15 protein-coding genes and 1 pseudogene are annotated in these 17592 nt (G+C 42.3%); 14 read left to right on the top strand and 2 right to left on the bottom strand.

From position 1 onward, the window contains the following. Positions 1–57 precede the first annotated feature (57 nt). The 3 genes from NR125_RS19030 to NR125_RS19020 all read left to right on the top strand — a co-directional run bounded on the left by NR125_RS19030 (position 58) and on the right by NR125_RS19020 (position 2790). Positions 58–819 (top strand): SDR family oxidoreductase, encoded by a 762-nt coding sequence (locus NR125_RS19030; protein WP_009333717.1) that lies wholly within the window; start codon positions 58–60, stop codon positions 817–819. Between the two features lie 200 nt (positions 820–1019). Next, positions 1020–2498, top strand: coding sequence for a flavin monoamine oxidase family protein (locus tag NR125_RS19025; RefSeq protein WP_217025545.1), 1479 nt, complete (start codon positions 1020–1022; stop codon positions 2496–2498). Positions 2499–2658: 160 nt separating this feature from the next. Further along, on the top strand, positions 2659–2790 hold the full coding sequence (locus tag NR125_RS19020) for a hypothetical protein (protein ID WP_256815916.1): 132 nt from the start codon (positions 2659–2661) through the stop codon (positions 2788–2790). A 128-nt stretch (positions 2791–2918) separates the two neighbouring features. Here NR125_RS19020 and NR125_RS19015 read toward each other — a convergent pair whose 3' ends face one another. Beyond that, positions 2919–3563: a 2OG-Fe(II) oxygenase gene (locus NR125_RS19015; protein WP_256815914.1), complete on the bottom strand. Its 645-nt coding sequence runs from the start codon at positions 3561–3563 to the stop codon at positions 2919–2921. A 272-nt stretch (positions 3564–3835) separates the two neighbouring features. On the opposite strand from NR125_RS19015, the gene NR125_RS19010 reads away from it, so the two are divergent. The 4 genes from NR125_RS19010 (at position 3836) to NR125_RS18995 (ending at position 5954) form a co-directional block, all read left to right on the top strand. Next, positions 3836–4456, top strand: coding sequence for a YitT family protein (locus NR125_RS19010; RefSeq protein WP_251156123.1), 621 nt, complete (start codon positions 3836–3838; stop codon positions 4454–4456). Positions 4457–4522: 66 nt separating this feature from the next. Next, entirely contained in the window at positions 4523–4759 is a 237-nt protein-coding gene (locus NR125_RS19005; protein ID WP_009333725.1) for a hypothetical protein, read from the top strand. 98 nt (positions 4760–4857) lie between these two features. After that, positions 4858–5349, top strand: a complete 492-nt coding sequence (locus NR125_RS19000; protein ID WP_256815913.1) for a MarR family winged helix-turn-helix transcriptional regulator — start codon at positions 4858–4860, stop codon at positions 5347–5349. Positions 5350–5387: 38 nt separating this feature from the next. Next, entirely contained in the window at positions 5388–5954 is a 567-nt protein-coding gene (locus NR125_RS18995; protein ID WP_009333727.1) for a hypothetical protein, read from the top strand. A 44-nt stretch (positions 5955–5998) separates the two neighbouring features. Here the strand turns inward: NR125_RS18995 and NR125_RS18990 are convergent, their stop codons facing one another. Then, the gene (locus NR125_RS18990; RefSeq protein WP_009333728.1) at positions 5999–6451 is read right to left on the bottom strand and encodes a nucleoside deaminase; all 453 of its coding nucleotides are present in this window, start codon (positions 6449–6451) and stop codon (positions 5999–6001) included. A gap of 212 nt (positions 6452–6663) precedes the next feature. Between NR125_RS18990 and NR125_RS18985 the strand changes: the two genes are divergently transcribed. The 7 genes and pseudogenes from NR125_RS18985 to NR125_RS18955 all read left to right on the top strand — a co-directional run bounded on the left by NR125_RS18985 (position 6664) and on the right by NR125_RS18955 (position 17054). Then, positions 6664–7389 (top strand): GntR family transcriptional regulator, encoded by a 726-nt coding sequence (locus NR125_RS18985; RefSeq protein ID WP_009333729.1) that lies wholly within the window; start codon positions 6664–6666, stop codon positions 7387–7389. 192 nt (positions 7390–7581) lie between these two features. Continuing rightward, positions 7582–8715, top strand: a pseudogene (gene ald / locus NR125_RS18980) (alanine dehydrogenase). 63 nt (positions 8716–8778) lie between these two features. Next, complete coding sequence (locus NR125_RS18975; RefSeq protein WP_009333731.1) at positions 8779–10140, top strand: aspartate aminotransferase family protein; 1362 nt, start codon at positions 8779–8781, stop codon at positions 10138–10140. A 94-nt stretch (positions 10141–10234) separates the two neighbouring features. Then, a complete protein-coding gene (gene xsc, locus NR125_RS18970; RefSeq protein WP_009333732.1) occupies positions 10235–12004 on the top strand; it encodes a sulfoacetaldehyde acetyltransferase in 1770 nt (589 codons plus the stop codon). Positions 12005–12281: 277 nt separating this feature from the next. Further along, on the top strand, positions 12282–13742 hold the full coding sequence (locus NR125_RS18965) for a sodium:solute symporter family protein (RefSeq protein WP_019382714.1): 1461 nt from the start codon (positions 12282–12284) through the stop codon (positions 13740–13742). A gap of 16 nt (positions 13743–13758) precedes the next feature. Then, on the top strand, positions 13759–15423 hold the full coding sequence (locus NR125_RS18960) for an amidohydrolase (RefSeq protein ID WP_071155665.1): 1665 nt from the start codon (positions 13759–13761) through the stop codon (positions 15421–15423). Between the two features lie 143 nt (positions 15424–15566). Then, positions 15567–17054 (top strand): APC family permease, encoded by a 1488-nt coding sequence (locus NR125_RS18955; RefSeq protein ID WP_009333735.1) that lies wholly within the window; start codon positions 15567–15569, stop codon positions 17052–17054. Positions 17055–17592 lie beyond the last annotated feature (538 nt).

Here is a 17592-nt window from a genome sequence, read left to right as displayed (position 1 = left end):
GTAAGAGATAATCAACAAGTGTTCACTAAAACATTCAACCGAACGGAGGAAGTCTTTATGAAGCTTCAGGATAAAGTAGCGATTGTAACAGGTGCAGCATCAGGAATGGGAAAAGCGATTGCGGAGTTGTACGCAAGGGAAGGTGCAAGTGTCATTGCAGCTGACCTGAACCTGGAAGGGGCAGAGGCTGTGGCAAAGGGAATTACTGAGAATGGCGGAAAAGCCAAAGCTGTTCAGGTTAATGTTTCAAAACAAGCAGATATTGAAGGAATGATAGATGCAGCAGTACATGAATTTGGAACGCTGGATATCCTGGTGAATAACGCAGGGATTATGGACGGATTTGAACCCGTTGGAGACATCCAGGACGAACGATGGGATTTAATATTTGATATCAATACGAAGGGCGTCATGCGCGCCATGCGAAAAGCCATCCCGCTCTTTTTAGAAAAAGGGAAAGGGGTAATCATCAATACTGCTTCTACAGGCGGATTGAATGGTGCCCATGCGGGAGCTGCTTATGGGGCTTCAAAGCATGCAGTTATAGGGCTTACGAAAAACACTGCCTATATGTACGCAAACAGCGGCATCCGCTGTAACGCCATTGCACCAGGCGGAGTGGAAACAAACATCGCTGCTTCAATGAAAAACCTGAACGAATTTGGATTTGGCCGTACAAAAGCTGTTCAGGGTGTAATGCCAAGAGTCGGAAAGCCGGAGGAAATTGCACAGGTCGCATTATTCCTGGCATCTGATGATTCCAGCTTTGTTAATGGATCCGTGATTGTTGCTGATGGCGGGTGGACTGCAGCATTCTAAAGGGTAATCATATTTATAAATGGTGAGGCATCAAATCATGATGATTTGGTGCCTTTTTTTGCATCATATAAGCCAACTGGTTTTGGCCGTGTCGTGATTCATGCATAGCTGCCAAATTCATAAAAGAATCATAATCTGAAGTTGTCCGGCAGTATGATAAAGTAATAACTTTTTGGCAGATCCCCAGGAGGAGAATAGGTATGGTCTTTTATCGGGATCCACAGGTAAATATAGAAGAAATGCTATCCATCATCAGAAACGGTCTCGGCATTTCTAAGGTCCAAAAAAAAATAATCGTTGTCGGAGCCGGTATGTCAGGTCTTGTTGCCGCTTCCCTGCTGAAGGCAGCAGGGCATGATGTGACGGTTTTAGAGGCAACACAAAGGGTTGGCGGCAGAATATTTACAATGAGAGAGCCTTTTATGGACGGCATGTATCTGGATGTGGGAGCCATGCGCATTCCTCATACCCACCCTTTAGTTTTGGAATATATAAAAAAATTCCGCTTAAAGGTAAATGAATTCCGGAACACAACTCCCCAGGATCTTATCTTTGCCAATGGCATTAAAATAAATCGCACCATATATCAGCAAAACCCTGATATCCTGCGTTATCCTGTTGCTCCGCATGAAAAGGGGAAGACGGCGGAGGAGCTGCTTACGATGGCCATTAAGCCAGTAGCAGATTTTATTAATCAAAACCCTGCTCAAAATTGGAATATTATAGTAAGGGAATTTGACCGGTATCCGATGAGCTTCTTTCTCAGATACAACCCGGTTGGACCGAGTTTATCACCTGGTGCCCTTGAAAGCATTAAAGTTTTGCTTGGTCTGGAAGGCTTCCCGGAGTTGTCGTTTCCTGCGATTCTGCGGGAACTGCTTCCTTTATTTAGCCCGGACATTCATTTTTATGAAGTAGAAGGAGGGAATGACAAGCTTCCAAATGCATTTTTGCCCCAGTTAAAAGAAGACCTTTATTTCGGTTACCAAATGACAAAAATAGAACAGGATCCTCAGCAGGTTACAATCCATGCCAGACATACCTTGAGTCAAAAACCTTTGACGGTCAGTGGTGATCTTGCCATCTTAACTATACCTTTCTCCTTGCTGTCCTTCGTTGAAATCGTTCCCCGGCAATCATTTTCCCCTAATAAATGGAAAGCCATCAGGGAACTGCATTATGTTTCCTCCACGAAAATTGGGCTGCAGTTTAAACAGCGTTTTTGGGAACGCGAAGGTTTGCAGGGAGGAAAGCTGATGACAGATCTGCCCATTCGGTTCGCTGCCTATCCGAGCCATCTGATTGGATCTTCAGGTTCCGGCATCATTATGGCAAGCTATACATGGGAAGATGATACTTTATCCTGGGATAACCTTAAAGAAGGAGATCGGATTCGGAATGCCCTTGACAACTTGGCTGTCGTTCATGGCAATCAGGTTTACGAGTATTTCTTAACAGGCGCCTCCCATAGCTGGTCACAATATCCGTTTTCTGGCGGAGCCTTCTCCATGTTCAAACCGAACCAGGAAACTGAGCTATTCCCATTTATTCCTGTTCCGGAGGGAAGAGTCCATTTCGCCGGGGATCACACGTCCCTAGCCCCGGGATGGATTGAAGGGGCAATTCAATCAGGAATAAGGGTTGCACGTGAAGTAACCGATTTGCCCCGCAGCTATTAGGGGAGGCAAAAGCTAAAATGCGACAGGAATGTCTGTTTTTGACGTTAAAATGTGCCATTGGATAGGCACTTTTTAACGATTTTCCAACAAATTGTACAAGACAGCTGTAAACGCTTTCAATATAATTGAAATAACAGATAGGAAAGGGGGATGCGTTCAAATGGAACTTTTAATGGAAAAATGTGAACATGGCCAGCAGGAAGAACCTTGTGAAAAGTGTGCCCCTAATCCAGAAGGGGAAGAGAGTTACGATACCTCTGATTATGACTATCATAAGAGACTGTGGTTCTAAGAAAAGCGAAAGCGCCTTGCCCGCCCCCGTTTTGAGACCTCGGGGGGGCAGGTGCTGAAGCTGGACAATTACAAATTGTTGTATGTTAAAAAACACTTGGAGAAAATTTTTCCCAAGTGTTTTGCTATCTATAATTTTTTTCTCCTCATCCATTGCGTAGCAGCCCATTTATCACCCATGACAACAGGTGCTCCTCCATGAAGTGTCAGGTCGTTTAAGTTCTGATCATTATAAAAGTATTCAAAATAAACAGCCATGCCTTTTTGTGGAGAAACGGAGAAGTTAAGCTTGGGAAAATACGTTTCCCCGCCCTGTTCCACATCATTCAGGTACATGACAAGCGTGCTGATTCTAGGATTGCTTGCTGCTCTGCTGGTCGAAGAGAAGAAGTCAAAATGAGCTTTATATTCCTGGCCTATTTTATAGTTAAGGATCTGCAGCCCTTCACCATGCTCAACTGGAATGTTCATGATTTGAGATATTCTTTTTTCGATTCTGGCGACAATTTCATTTTCCCCTTCATGGAAAAAAGTGCTGCTGCTGGTTCGCAGTTCATCAACTTCAAGGGAGTTGGCAACTTTTGAACGCTTCATGCGATCTTTTGATTGCTGAATCAGCTGGTCACATTCTTCATCGCTCAGCACATTTCCCAGAATCACGATCAATGGTTCTGCTAATTTGGCAATTATATGAATTTCCCGATCTTCTGTAATTATTTTATTTCCAACATGATCAAAAATCGTTAGTTCTTTATTAGATGCATCCATTGCCATGTACATCAACCTCTTTTTATTTAGTTTTCTGAAAATTCGATATATTAAGGGGCTGCTTGAAGTATTCCTATTTGTGCGTTCCTTCCTCCTAAATAAATGGATGTCTGCAGCAGTTTTTCAACTGGCTGAATTTATTTTACACTCTGATATGAAGGAATTCTATCTTTTTTTTACTGGTAAACTATTAAAATAGAAAGGAGGCTTCTGCATTTTATTGATTTTCCGGAATATATTTCAATACATAAGCCAGTCTGAACAAAAGGAGATGGCCAGTGTATAGAAATAGGGTTCAATACTATTTAAGCCAAAGACGAAAGGGCAATTTTTCCACCTTTAAAAATGGACTGATTATCATACTCGGAGCAACACTTGTGGCTGTTTCCCTGCAATTATTCCTTGTGAAAAATTATGTTATTGATGGAGGAATTGTTGGATTGAGCATCATCCTTTCACATGTCTTTCGTGTAGAGGTGGGTGCCTTGATCCTGCTGATGAATCTCCCATTTTTAGTGGCAGGCTTTTTCTTTTTAGGGGGAAGATTTTTGGTGTTAAGCCTGTTTGCCAGTTCAGTGCTGGCAGGGGAGACATACATATTGGCCCCATTTGAGGAAGTGACTAACCATCCGCTGCTGATCATAATTCTGGGAGGCCTCTTGCTCGGAATGGGAGTGGGCCTCATTATCCGGTTTGGAGCCTGCCTGGATGGAACAGAAGTTTTGGCGATTTTATTCAGCGAACGTTTGCCCTTAACCATCGGACAATGCATTCTTATAATGAATACCTTTATCTTTGGAAGTTCTGTATTTTTATTCGGCATTACTGAAGCCGCATACTCCCTTGCAACATTTTTTGTTGCTTATAAAACCATAGATACCATTATAATGAAGACTTAAACATTTTCGAATAATTTGATGGGCCAGGTGCATCCTAAGTCGTAAAAAAGCTGAAGGAGATTTCCTGTGAATCCATACGAAATTACCAGCATGATTATTGATGATGAATTTGATGGAGAAGAATATGTCACAACAGAATTTCTCCAGGAAAATAATACTTTTAGCATAACATTTAAAAAAGCAGATCTTGAGGTGATCAACGCCTGGGTATTTAATGATGGCTCATCGCTTCCCGCGAATTTGTCTGAGGAGATGATAGAGTCAATCAGAAACTCTGTGAAAAAAAGAATAGGACGAAAATAGAGGCAGGAAATTGAACCTCTATTTTTTTTGCATAAAATAAACCCTCTCTCAAACAATACTTGTAAATACAATTGTATCTGCAAGTGAGGGGGAATAGGGTGAACATTCTATTGAAACAGCAGACATTGCTTGTCATAAGGGCACTGTACTTCTGCATGGAAAAGAAGTGGGCGGAGCTTGAAAAGAAGTTTAAACTGACGCCTGCACAGCAGCATATTCTGTTTCTGCTTGGCACTCATAATCAAAAAATAACCCCGACCCAAATAAGTGTTCTGGGATGCTGGCATCCATCGACTGTAACCAGGCTTTTAAAGCCGTTAAAGGAAAAAGGGCTGGTCGAAATCACGGCCAATAAAGAGCAGCTCCGCTATAAATTTGTCGCTACTTCTAAAAGCGGAAAGGAAGTATTGGATCAGATTATGGATGAGGTAAAAGAGATGGAACAATTTCCTCTGAATTTGAGTCATTTATCCGAAAACGAGCTTATGTCTTTCCTTGAATATGGTCAGAAGATAGCAGGGGTTCAAAAAGGAGATGCCTTTAGAAAAATGCTGATTGATGCACGGGTAGAAAATTATGATTATGCATAATTCTTTTAGGCTGATGATGCATTTTGGGAGGTGATTGTATGAGTTATAGCGAATATTGGGAGCAAATATATTCACGAAGCGAAAAGATGAATGTCCTCATTTCTTCATACTGGAGAGAATATTCAGGTCTTGGAACCTGGCAGTTTTGGGCGGTTTTGGCACTAATGGTGCTGCCTCTTGTTATTGTATATCTATCAGTAGACCGGACCAGGATATTTGAGATTTTCTTTTTTGGGTATACCGTGCACATTCTATGGACGTACGCCGATAGCTTTTTGGAGAGGTACAGTTATTTTGTCCACACCTATTTTATATTGCCCATGTTTCCCTATGCCATGAATATGACAGCCTCTGCTTTGCCGGTCGGTTTCCTTCTGATCTATCAGTACTGCACGAACCGCAATAAAAGCTTTCTTCTTTACACCATTTTAGCAAGTGCGGTTTTTGCCTTTGTTTTTGCCACGGTCGAAGAATGGGCTGGTATGGTCCATTTTAACAAAGGAATGAATCAATTTTATATTTTTCTGATTGATATCGCTATTGCTTATACAGCCTATTTTTTAACGATGTTTGTAAAAAGAATGAGTGATAATATCAAAGGGTGAAAAGCAACTAGCCTCCCATCTGCTTAGAGATGGGAGGCTAGTTGTTAAACGTTCTCTTTCCAAAGCTTCATTGGATTGTCTTGATCCTCCTGCAATGGCATTTGCACCAATTTGAGTTCCCTGTCATCTCTTGCGTTTTTCAAATCCTCATAAATCATTTTAGACTTGCCTAAGCCTGCATGAAAAGCGTCGTCTACTGATTGGCAATAGTATACCTTATCGATGCCAGCGAAATACATGGCAGTTAAACACAACGGGCAAGGTTCCCCGCTTGCATACATCGTAAAGCCGGCTAAATCATTCGTTTGAAACTGCTCCTGTGCCCGCCGGATAGCAAGCAGTTCCGCATGACCGCTGACATCATGCTTTTTATGCAATTCATTCACTCCTTCAGCAATGATGTCCTGTTCTTTCACCAGAACTGCACCGAAGGGCTGGCCGCCGTCTTTTACATTATTAATGGCCAGTTCTATAGCCCGTTTCATGAAGTGATCCATTATTAATCATCCTTTTTCAATTAATTGACTCTAATTAAATTAATATCATTTTTTCGTTGGTTATCCAAATAATCTGCTGACTTTACAGCCTGGCAATAGCAAAATTTTCAAATTCGCGCATCAGCATCTGCTGTAAAAGGATGGATATTCATTCAGGTAATCTATATAATTAATTATACATTTTACAGAAAAATAATAAGGAGGCATACATTATGACAGAGTTAGATTCCAATAGTCCTATTCCGCTTCACATACAGCTAAAGAATGAGCTGCAGGAGTTAATAGACAATCGTTCTTTCAATGAAAAAATACCAAGTGAAAGAGAGTTGATGGATACCTATAAAGTGAGCAGAAGCACTGTGAGAGAAGCGGTTTCCCATTTAGTAAACGAAGGTGTGCTAAAGAAAGTCCACGGAAAAGGCACTTTTATATCAAAAAAACCGATTGAGGAGTGGCTTGGGAATATTACCAGTACAACAGAAGTGATAAAAAAAATGGGTATGAAGCCGGATGCAAAATTATTGGATAATGGCATCGTTGTTCCGGCAAAAGAAATTGTGGAAGCCAGCGGACTTACAGAGGCATACTTTATAAAGCGAATTCGCTATGCTAACGATAAGCCATTGGCCCTTGAAAGTCAGTATTACCCTATTGAAATTGGTAAAAGCCTCGCCCAATATGATATTGAAAAGGGAACACTGTATGATCTGCTTGAGCAGAGTCTGAACTTAAAGTTTGCAGAAGCCGAACAGATAATTACAAGCACTTATTTATCTAAAGAAGAAGCCGATTTGCTTGGTGTTCCATGTTCCTTAAGTGTGCTTCACATTGAACGGTTATTATCAGACATTAATGGAAACTTAATAGAATACTATTCTGCTTATTTTCGTTCGGATATGTACTCATTTAGAATAAAACTATCAAAGAATTCTAGTTAAATACAGTGTTATGCAATTTTCCAATGATACCTATTGATAATTCCGATAATATAAATTTTTTAGAAAATATTGAAAAGAAATAATGGTTGTGTTTTAATTACAACTGAGGCTAGTCATACAACAACTGGTACGGACGACATGACGTCATGATGTGATGGGTACTATTTTTAAATTGCAGGATGGAGTGATGACATGATTATAGGTGTGCCAAAGTAAGTAAAGAATAATGAAAACCGGGTTTCTGTTGTACCGGCAAGTGTTTCTGCGTTTGCAGATGCCGGCCATACAGTACTGATTGAGAAAGGTGCAGGTGCAGGATGCGGGATCTCTGACCAGGAATATGAAAAAGCAGGTGCAGCAGTTGTTTCAAGTGCAGAAGAGGCCTGGTCTGCGGATATGGTCATGAAGGTGAAGGAGCCGCAGCCTGATGAATACCAATATTTTCGAAAAGGATTGATTCTCTTTACCTATTTGCATCTGGCTGCCGAACCTGAATTGACAAAGGCTTTGCTCGAAAAAGAAGTTACCTCGGTTGCTTATGAAACCATTCAGCTGGATAACAGATCATTGCCTCTCCTTACTCCTATGAGCGAAGTTGCGGGCAGGATGTCTGTCCAGCTTGGAGCCCAATTTCTTGAAAAGATTCATGGCGGGAAAGGAGTCCTTTTAGGCGGAGTTCCCGGTGTGAAGCCAGGAAAAGTGGTGATTATCGGCGGTGGAGTGGTTGGGACGAATGCCGCAAAAATGGCAGTTGGCCTCGGTGCAGAAGTTAGCATCATTGACATAAGTGCTGAAAGACTCCGCCAGCTGGACGATCTTTTTTCCGGCAGGGTAAGGACGGTCATGTCAAATCCGTTCAATATCGCCCAGGAAGTAAAACATGCCGATTTAGTGATAGGGGCTGTTCTCATCCCCGGTGCAAAAGCACCTCAGTTAGTAACCGAAGAAATGGTTAGGCAAATGGAAAAGAATTCGGTCATTATTGATGTTGCCATTGATCAGGGCGGTTCAATTGAAACCATCGATCATATTACCTCACACGATTCTCCAACATATGTAAAGCATGGTGTTTTGCATTATGCGGTTCCAAACATTCCGGGCGCTGTAGCAAGAACTTCCACTTATGCCCTCGCTAATACTACAGCACCATATGCCTTAATGCTCGCTAATACAGGGATTGAAAATTCTATTGTTAAGTATCCTTTTCTTGAAAAAGGGGTCAATACCATGAATGGAAAGGTCACTCATCAGAGAGTTGCAGAGGCGCATAACTACCCTTATACATCCACCCATGAGTTAATAAACAAAATTCCAGCCGCAACATGATTCCCCATTAGAAGAGACACAATGCATACCTGAATCTTTACTAAATAGAAGGAGGCAAGCAATATGTCTACAGTAGAACTGAATGATAACAAAAAGTTAACTGATCAGGATCAGGAACACTTATGGCATGCGATGAGCCGGCATACAGAAGGAAGCAGTCCGATGATAGCCAAATCAGGTGAAGGCTCATGGTTTACTGATATGGATGGCAATCGATATTTGGATGGTGTTTCCGGTCTTTGGTGTCTGAATCTGGGACACGGACGGAAAGAAATTGCAGAGGCCGCAGCAGAGCAAATGATGCAGCTGTCGTATTTCCCTCTCACATTAAGTCATGCGCCAGCCATTAAGTTATCTGCCAAAATTAGTGAATTGCTGGGGGATTCCTATAAAACATTTTTCTCAAATAGCGGTTCCGAAGCAAATGAAACCGCATTCAAAATAGCGAGGCAATACCATAATCAGAATGGCCATCCGGGTAAATATAAATTTATTTCGCGCTACCGTGCCTATCATGGTTCAACTTTAGGTGCATTAAGTGCTACTGCACAGGCCAACAGGAGAGTGAAATACGATCCTGGCATGCCGGGATTCCTGCATGTTCCGCCTCCTTACAGCTATCGCTGTCCATTTGGCGAAGATGTGAAGGATTGCGATAAAGTCGCAGCTGATATGATTGACCAGGTCATCCAATGGGAAGGGTCCGAAACCGTTGCTGCGGTCATAATGGAGCCATTCATTTCAGGCGGGGGAGTTATTATCCCATCTCCTGAATATCTGCAGAGAGTGGCACAAATCTGCAAAAAACATGATGTCCTCCTGATAATGGATGAGGTTGTATCCGGATTCGGGCGAACGGGTAAAATGTTTGGATTTATGCATTCGGCGGGGGTTCAGCCTGATATCGTAACGATGGCAAAAGGGTTGACAAGCGGCTATCTCCCGCTTGGTGCTACGGCAGTGCATTCCAGAATTTATGAGAAATTTAAAGAGCAAGGTACAGATAACCATTTCCGCCATGTCTCAACATATGGCGGACATCCGGCAAGCTGTGCGGTTGCATTGAAAAATATCGAAATAATCGAAAGAGAGAATATTGTCAGCAGGGTAGAGATTCTGGGTGAAAGCATTTTAGGCAGCTTAAAAGATTTGCAGACTCATAAAAATGTAGGCGAAGTCAGAAGCGCCGGTTTCTTGTATGGAATTGAAATGGTTGAAAATAAGGAAACAAAGCAGCCGGCATCAGATCAATTAATGGCAAAGGTCATTGCACTATGTAAAGAAAAAGGCCTGATCATTGGCAGAAATGGGGATACAGTGCCTGGTTTCAATAATGTCCTTATTATAGCTCCGCCACTTTCATCTACAGAAGAAGATTTAAAATTCGTTGTCAGGACGGTCGAAAGTGCATTTAAGGAGATTTAGACAAAAAGTTGTATCTGGATGAGAGCTCTTTTTTACAGGGCTTCTATCCATTTAAATATATGGAACTTTTAAAACCGGAAAGGGAGTGCTCGTAATGGCAAAAGCAGAAAAAGAATTAGCAGAAATCAAAACAAAAAAGGTGAAAATGACACCAAGTGAGGCTATTGTAGAAACTTTGGTCAAGGAAGGTGTCACACATATTTCCGGGATTTTGGGATCGGCATTTATGGATCTATTAGACTTGCTTCCAACTGCCGGGATCCGCTTCATCGGTGTGCGGCATGAGCAAAGCGCTGCCCACATGGAAGATGCCTATACTCGAGTTAGCGGAATTGCAGGAGTAGTGATTGGCCAAAATGGGCCAGGAATCACCAATATGGTAACATCTGTTGCCGCTGCGAATCAGGCACACACCCCTATGGTCGTTATTTCTCCATCAGCGGGAACACCTACAGTCGGATGGGACGGTTTCCAGGAGTGTGATCAGGTTTCAGTTTTTAAAGCAATTACAAAGGAAACCGTTCGGGTCACACATCCGGGGCGTGTGGCAGATTGCCTGAGGACTGCCTTTAGAATCGCTTACGCAGAGAGAGGTCCAGTGCTCTTTGATATTCCGCGGGACTATTTTTATGGGGAAGTAGAAGATGTCATTCTTGAACCGCATCAATATCGTGTTGATAATAGGGGCTGCGGATCATTAGAGCAGATTGATCAGGCTGTGGATTTGATTGCTTCTGCCAAGAACCCAGTCATCATTTCCGGCAGGGGAGTAGTGGATTCAGATGGAATAGAGGCAGTGAAGGAAATTGCCGATCACTTAACGATTCCTGTAGCTGTTTCATATATGCATAATGATGCTTTCCCGGCAAATGAACCTTTAGCGGTAGGACCTATTGGATATATGGGGTCAAAAGCAGCTATGAACACATTAAAGGATGCAGATGTGGTGCTGGCTATCGGTACTAGATTATCTGTATTTGGAACATTGCCATGCTATGACATTGATTATTTTCCGAAAAACGCAAAGATTATCCAAATTGATATCAATCCACGCAATATCGCCAGGACCCATCCAGTAGAAATTGGGATCATTGGAGATGCAAAAGCAGCTTCTGTTGAAATCGCAAAACGGCTAAAAGAAAAAGTACCAAGTAAGCAATTCAATTCTGAAAGAATGGCAAGAGTCACAAATGAAAAAGAGCAATGGGAAAAAGAACTTGTGGATCTGGCCATGGTGGAAGGAAATCCAATCAATCCGCGCAGGGCGCTCCTGGAGCTTACTAAGGTCCTTCCGGAAAACGCGATTGTTACTACAGATATCGGGAATGTATCTTCTACCGCAAATGCCTATTTAAAATTCAATTCCGGCCGCCAGCATGTGGCAGCCTTAACATTTGGGAATACAGGCTTTGCCTATCCTTCAGCATTAGGCGCTAAGCTTGCAAATCCGAATAGCCCTGTAGTGGCCATCGTAGGGGATGGCGCATGGGGAATGAGCCTGCATGAAGTAAGTACGGCTGTAGAGGAAAACATTCCAGTAGTGGCATGTGTTTTTAATAACAATGCCTGGTGTGCAGAAAAGAAGAACCAAGTAGATTTCTATAATAATCGCTTTGTAGGAGCAGATATCCAGAATCCCGACTTTGCAGAGGTAGCAAGGTCCATGGGGGCACAAGGAATTAGTGTAGATAAACCTGAGGATGTAGGGCCAGCCATTCTCCAGGCTATAAAATCCAATAAACCGACAGTCATTGATATTCAGGTGGATGGCACGCAATTGGCACCTCCATTCCGCAAAGATGCGTTAAAGATGCCGACTCGCCTTCTGCCGAAATATGCTCACCTGGATCATAAAAACTGGTAGGTAAAATGGAAGGAGCTTAATAGATTTTTGATTAAGCTCCTTTTTAAAGGAAAGCTTACGAGTTTGAAGAGATCGTTATTATGCTGATGTTAGAAAGTTCCTATGACGCGGACTGACCGATATATTAGAAAAGATGGCCGATTAAAATAAAAAATGACCGATAAATCCTAAATCTGACCTATAATCATAGGGAAGTGACCAATATAGTGGAATCCAAATAAAAGATATTACTGTCAATAATTTACAGAATATTAAGAAAAAATAAAGGGGGCAGTCGATGGGCTGGTATTTTGGATACATTTTGGCGTATTTCATATTCATGTTTGCAATTGGAATCTATTATTTTACAAAAATAAAAACCTCAGACAGTTATTTAATTGCAGGCTGGAATATGGGTTTTTGGAATATTGTCGGCACAATCATCAGCACGAATTGCGGCGCTGCTGTTTTTATTGGCTGGATTGGAATGGGATTCACAATGGGCGTATCGGGATTTTTTAAATTTGCTTTACCAGCCATGCTTGTCAGTATGCTCTTGATCTTCTTCTTTAGCCGTCCATTAAGAAGACAGAGATTATATACACTGGCGGACCTATTTAGTGAAAGATTTGGATCAAAAACCGGTATCATTCCATCAGTGTTATCTGCTTTCATTTACTCAGTACCCACTACTGCCCTGCAGATTGTAGGGATGAGTACCGTATTCAGCATTGCTTTTAATATGAATGTGAAAACTGGAATTGTGCTGTCTTTTATTTTGATTCTCGGCTTTACGATTTTGGGCGGCTTAGTAGCGACAATTGTAACGGATGCCATTCAAAGCGTAATTCTGATTGCAGGGATTGTTATGCTTGCATATGCCGCCTTGCAATTTGGCGGAGGAATGGAACACATTCTCAGTAACACGCCGAGAGATTTTTTGACTCCGCTTGGTGCGAATGGCCTTGGGGATGTACTGCTTTTTGCTCTTTCTGTGGCTCCGTTCTACTTGGTCTGGCAATCTACATGGCAGCGTATCTTTGCTTCTAAGACAGAAGATATCGCCATTAAAGCAGGCTTAACCGGTTATGCCATTACTTTATGTATTTCTGTGCTTCCTTATAGTATAGGAATTATGGCAAGGCAATTTGTGCCAGCCGATATTCACCCAGATTTAATTTTCTCCTATGTAACCGTGGAAATGCTTCCTCCGTATATTGGCGGCATTATTCTGATCGGACTCCTATCAGCACTTATGACAGGTGCAGACTCCTTCATTTTACAGGGAAGCTCTAATATTACTCAGGATTTGTATCACCGGCTATTAAATCCCAATGCAACAGAAAAGCAAATGATGTTTGTTTCCCGCTTGAGTGTAGTGATTATATCGGTATTATCACTGGCAGTTGCCTTTGCATTAACAGATATAGTCAGTATGTATCAATGGGCACTCAGGCTGTCAGCAACCACTCTGGTGTTTCCGTTTCTGGCTATTATGTTTTGGAAAAGGACAACCAACACCGCTGTCATTTCCAGCATGCTTCTTGCTTGTTTCACGACCATTCTATGGCCTCTTCTCCATACAGGAATAGATCAGACCATACCTGGCTTTATCATCTCTTTTTGTTCGCTTGTCATAATTAGTCTCTGGACAAAACATTCATCATCAGAAAATGTAATAGCTGTTTACTGGGAAGACCTTCCTTCAGCAAATAGAAAGATAGACGCTATCGATTCAGCAGAAAACAAAGCTGTCTAAATAAGGAGGGATAAGGGTGAGTATCCTTATCATAAAAAATGCAAATATCATCACGCTTGATCCACATAATACTAAGGCAAAATCACTGCTTGTCAGAAATGGCATCATCGAAAAAATTTGGAATAAAACCGAGCCCGAGCGTACGGAAGTTCCAGACGGTCCTGATATTGAGATCCTGGATTTAAAAGGGGCTGCGCTGCTTCCTGGTTTTATAGACACTCATAGTCATTTATTAATGTACGGTCAAATGCTGAATTATGTTGATTGCAGATCCCCACGGAATAAAAACATTGGTGATATAAAGGGAGGAATAGCAGCAAGAGCCGGTAAAGCGAAACCTGGGGCATGGATCATGGGGTGGGGTTATGATGATACCCTCTTGGAGGACAAGAGACATCCGAACAGGTCTGATTTAGATCAGGCAGCTCCGGACAATCCCGTTTTTATCCGGCATATTTCAGGGCACTTTGGTGCTGCCAATTCCAAAGCTCTTGAATTGGCTGGAATCGACGAAAGCACATCGAATCCGCATGGCGGGTACTTTACACGGGATGATAATGGAAGGCTGGATGGTGTCATTCATGAAATACCTGCCCTGGAATTTATTTTTCCAGTCCTGCCTTCTCCGTCAAGTGATGAACAAATCAAAAATATTGGGAATGCGGCGAAGGTGTACCTGTCTCAGGGGATCACCACATGTACAGATGCCGGTGTGGGCCTTGACAGAGGAATAGAGGAATTAAATGCGCATATAGCGGCCATTAATTCAGGAAAGAATCCGATGAATATGCGGCTAATGATCTTGCATCATCTTTTAAGAGAGGGAAGTGCTTTTTCCGGTTATACTGCAGATCAGCTGGATCTTGAATTAAAAAGACGCACTAAAAACAGAGCTTCACTGGATAGTGCCAAATTATTTCAGGATGGATCCATCCAGGGACTTACAGGTGCACTCCGCAAACCCTATCATTGTGATGAATCTGTATATGGTGAGCTGCTGCATGATCAAAACAAATTTGCAGAAGAAATGCTGGATCTCCATAAGAGAGGATTTAGGATTGCGATTCATGGAAATGGAGATCGGGCAATCGGATCTATCCTTGAGGCTTTCGATTATGTTTTGTCAAAAAGTCCGATGGAAGACCACAGGCATCGGATTGAACATGTACAGACTGCCGGAAGTGAAGACCTTGATGCCATGCAAAGATTAGGTGTAGCAGCTTCGTTTTTCATCAATCATGTTTACTATTGGGGAGATCGGCACCGCAGAATATTCCTGGGTGAAAAGAGAGCGGCTAGAATTAATCCTTTGGCTGATGCGGTTGACCGCAATTTGCTGTTCACACTGCATTCTGATTGTCCTATTACCCCAATTTCGCCCCTGTTTTCCATATGGGCGGCTGTGAACCGCATCACTTTAGAAGGTGAAGTGCTTGGAGATGATCAAAAAATTGATGTTCTGGAAGCTTTAAAAGCGATGACATCTTACGGGGCAGCTCTGAACTTTGAAGAAGATTCTGCTGGCACCATTGAAGAAGGAAAAAGAGGAGATTTTGTTGTCCTGGAGGCCGATCCTCTAACTTGTCCAGCAATGGAATTAAAAGATATTCCTATCTTGGCGACGATTATTTCCGGTAAGGTTGTGTGGGAGAATACAGAAAAAGCTTATATTCATTCATAGATAACCACTATTGAAAAACTCCTTAATACTGAAGCAAAAGCCGGGGGTCAGCTTTTGCTCCGTTTAAGGATGAGGCATTAGCTCAACAAGATTAAGCAGTCCTTAATAGATTTGAGAGAAGCCTTAATAATGGAGGGGAAAACATGGAAGAAAGGGTACAGCTGGAAAAAACGTTTAAGCCGCAATGGGTGTGGGCTATCGCGCTTGGTTCTGCCATTGGATGGGGAGCATTTATTCTGCCAACTGAATGGATGGGGAAAGCAGGGCCGATCGGTGCGGTAATCGGGTTAACCATTGGTGCTTTATTAATGATGGTGATTGCTGTCAGTTATGGGGTTTTAATTGAAAAATATCCTGTTTCCGGCGGAGAATTTGCTTATGCATATATCGGGTTTGGGAGGAATCATGCTTTTATTTGCGGATGGTTTCTGACTCTTGGCTATATTTGTATTGTTGCCCTGAATGCATCTGCGTTGGCCTTGCTCGGAAAGTTTATGCTTCCCTCGCTTACAAATATCGGTTTGTTATATGAAATAGGCGGCTGGCAGGTTTATCTGGGTGAAGTAGCAATAGCGACAGCAGCACTCCTGATCTTTGCCTATTTTAATATAAAGGGTGCTTCCATATCTGGTAAACTCCAATATATATTCTGTATTATCCTTGTTGCCGGTGTGTTTCTGCTTACCTTAAGTATGTTATTAAGTCAATCTTCAGATCTGTCAAATCTTCAGCCTTTTTTTAAGCCCGAGATTCCTGCCCTAACTGGAATCATCGCAATCATCGCTATTGCTCCATGGGCATACGTTGGTTTTGATAACATTCCGCAGGCGGCTGAAGAGTTTAATTTTCCTCCTAAGAAGGCATTCATGCTTATCATATATTCGTTAATTGTAGCCTGTATCTTATACTCCTTTATGATTATTGCAACAGCAGTGGCAATGCCATGGCAAAACCTTGTTGCCGGAAAGCCGATTTGGGGGACAGGTGATGTCATCTCTGATACTTTAGGTGCCTTCGGAGTGCTTCTGCTCGCAATCTCCCTTTGTATGGGTGTATTCACAGGGCTTAACGGATTCTATGTATCTTCCAGCCGTTTATTGTTTGCGATGGGGAGAGCTAAAGTAGTTCCTAAAGTATTTTCCAGGCTTCATCCGAAGCATGGCACCCCATATGCAGGAGTTCTGTTCACATGTGCCGTGTGTCTGTTTGCCCCATGGTTTGGGCGTCCCGTCCTATTATGGATTGTTGACATGTCAGCAACAGGAGTAACCATTGCCTACTTTTATACTTGTTTCACAGCCTATAAGCTATTCAGCTGGACAGAAGCAGCCGATGGAAAAATGGTCTCACCCGGCAAAAAACTGGTTGCTCTGATAGGTGCACTAAGCGGTCTTTCATTTCTTGGATTGCTGCTCATTCCTGGGTCTCCATCAGCACTTGGAGCACCTTCACTGATCGCCTTACTGGTTTGGACAGTATTAGGATTAGCTTTCTATCTATATAAAAGGAAAGAATATAATCAAATACCTAAAAGTACACTTGATTATTATATTTTAGGGAGTACAGAGACAATTGGGAAGGAGGATAAGACTGACACTGATACCCAGGTTAGTATCAAAATAGATGCTTAAGTGCTTAAGGGGTCAGCCGCTGATAAATCTATTAAACTGCGTAAATTAGTCTGTTAATTAACGGGGGATGAAGCTTTGGGCAAAAATAGAGCTGGCTTTCCAATTCTAGTGCGAAGACGGGCGGATTAAGACAGGAGAGACCGGATATAGACTGCTTGTGTCCGAAAACGGGGCAGGTTCAGACAGGAAGAACGAGAAATAGCCTGTTTGTGTCCGAAGACGGGGCAGGTTCAGACAGGAAGAACGAGAAATAGACTGCTTTTGTCCGAAGAAGAGGCAGGTTCAGACAAGGAGAACCGGAAATAGCCTGTTTGTGTCCGAAGACGGGGCAGGTTCAGACAGGGAGAACGAGAAATAACCTGTTTGTGTCCGAAGACGGGGCGAGTTCAGACAGGAAGAACGAGAAATAATCTGTTTGTGTCCGAAGAAAGGGCAAGTTCATACAGGAATAAGTATAGCCCCAATCATTATGTGATTGGGGCAAATTGTTATTTATAAAGTTTAATCACAAAAACTTACCTACCCAGCCTGCAGCTCT

Source organism: Cytobacillus sp. Bac17, assembly GCF_024519925.1.
Taxonomy (GTDB): domain Bacteria; phylum Bacillota; class Bacilli; order Bacillales; family Cytobacillaceae; genus Cytobacillus; species Cytobacillus pseudoceanisediminis.
The sequence above is the reverse complement of the archived record's forward strand: the minus strand, read 5'-3'. Positions and strand labels throughout refer to the sequence as shown.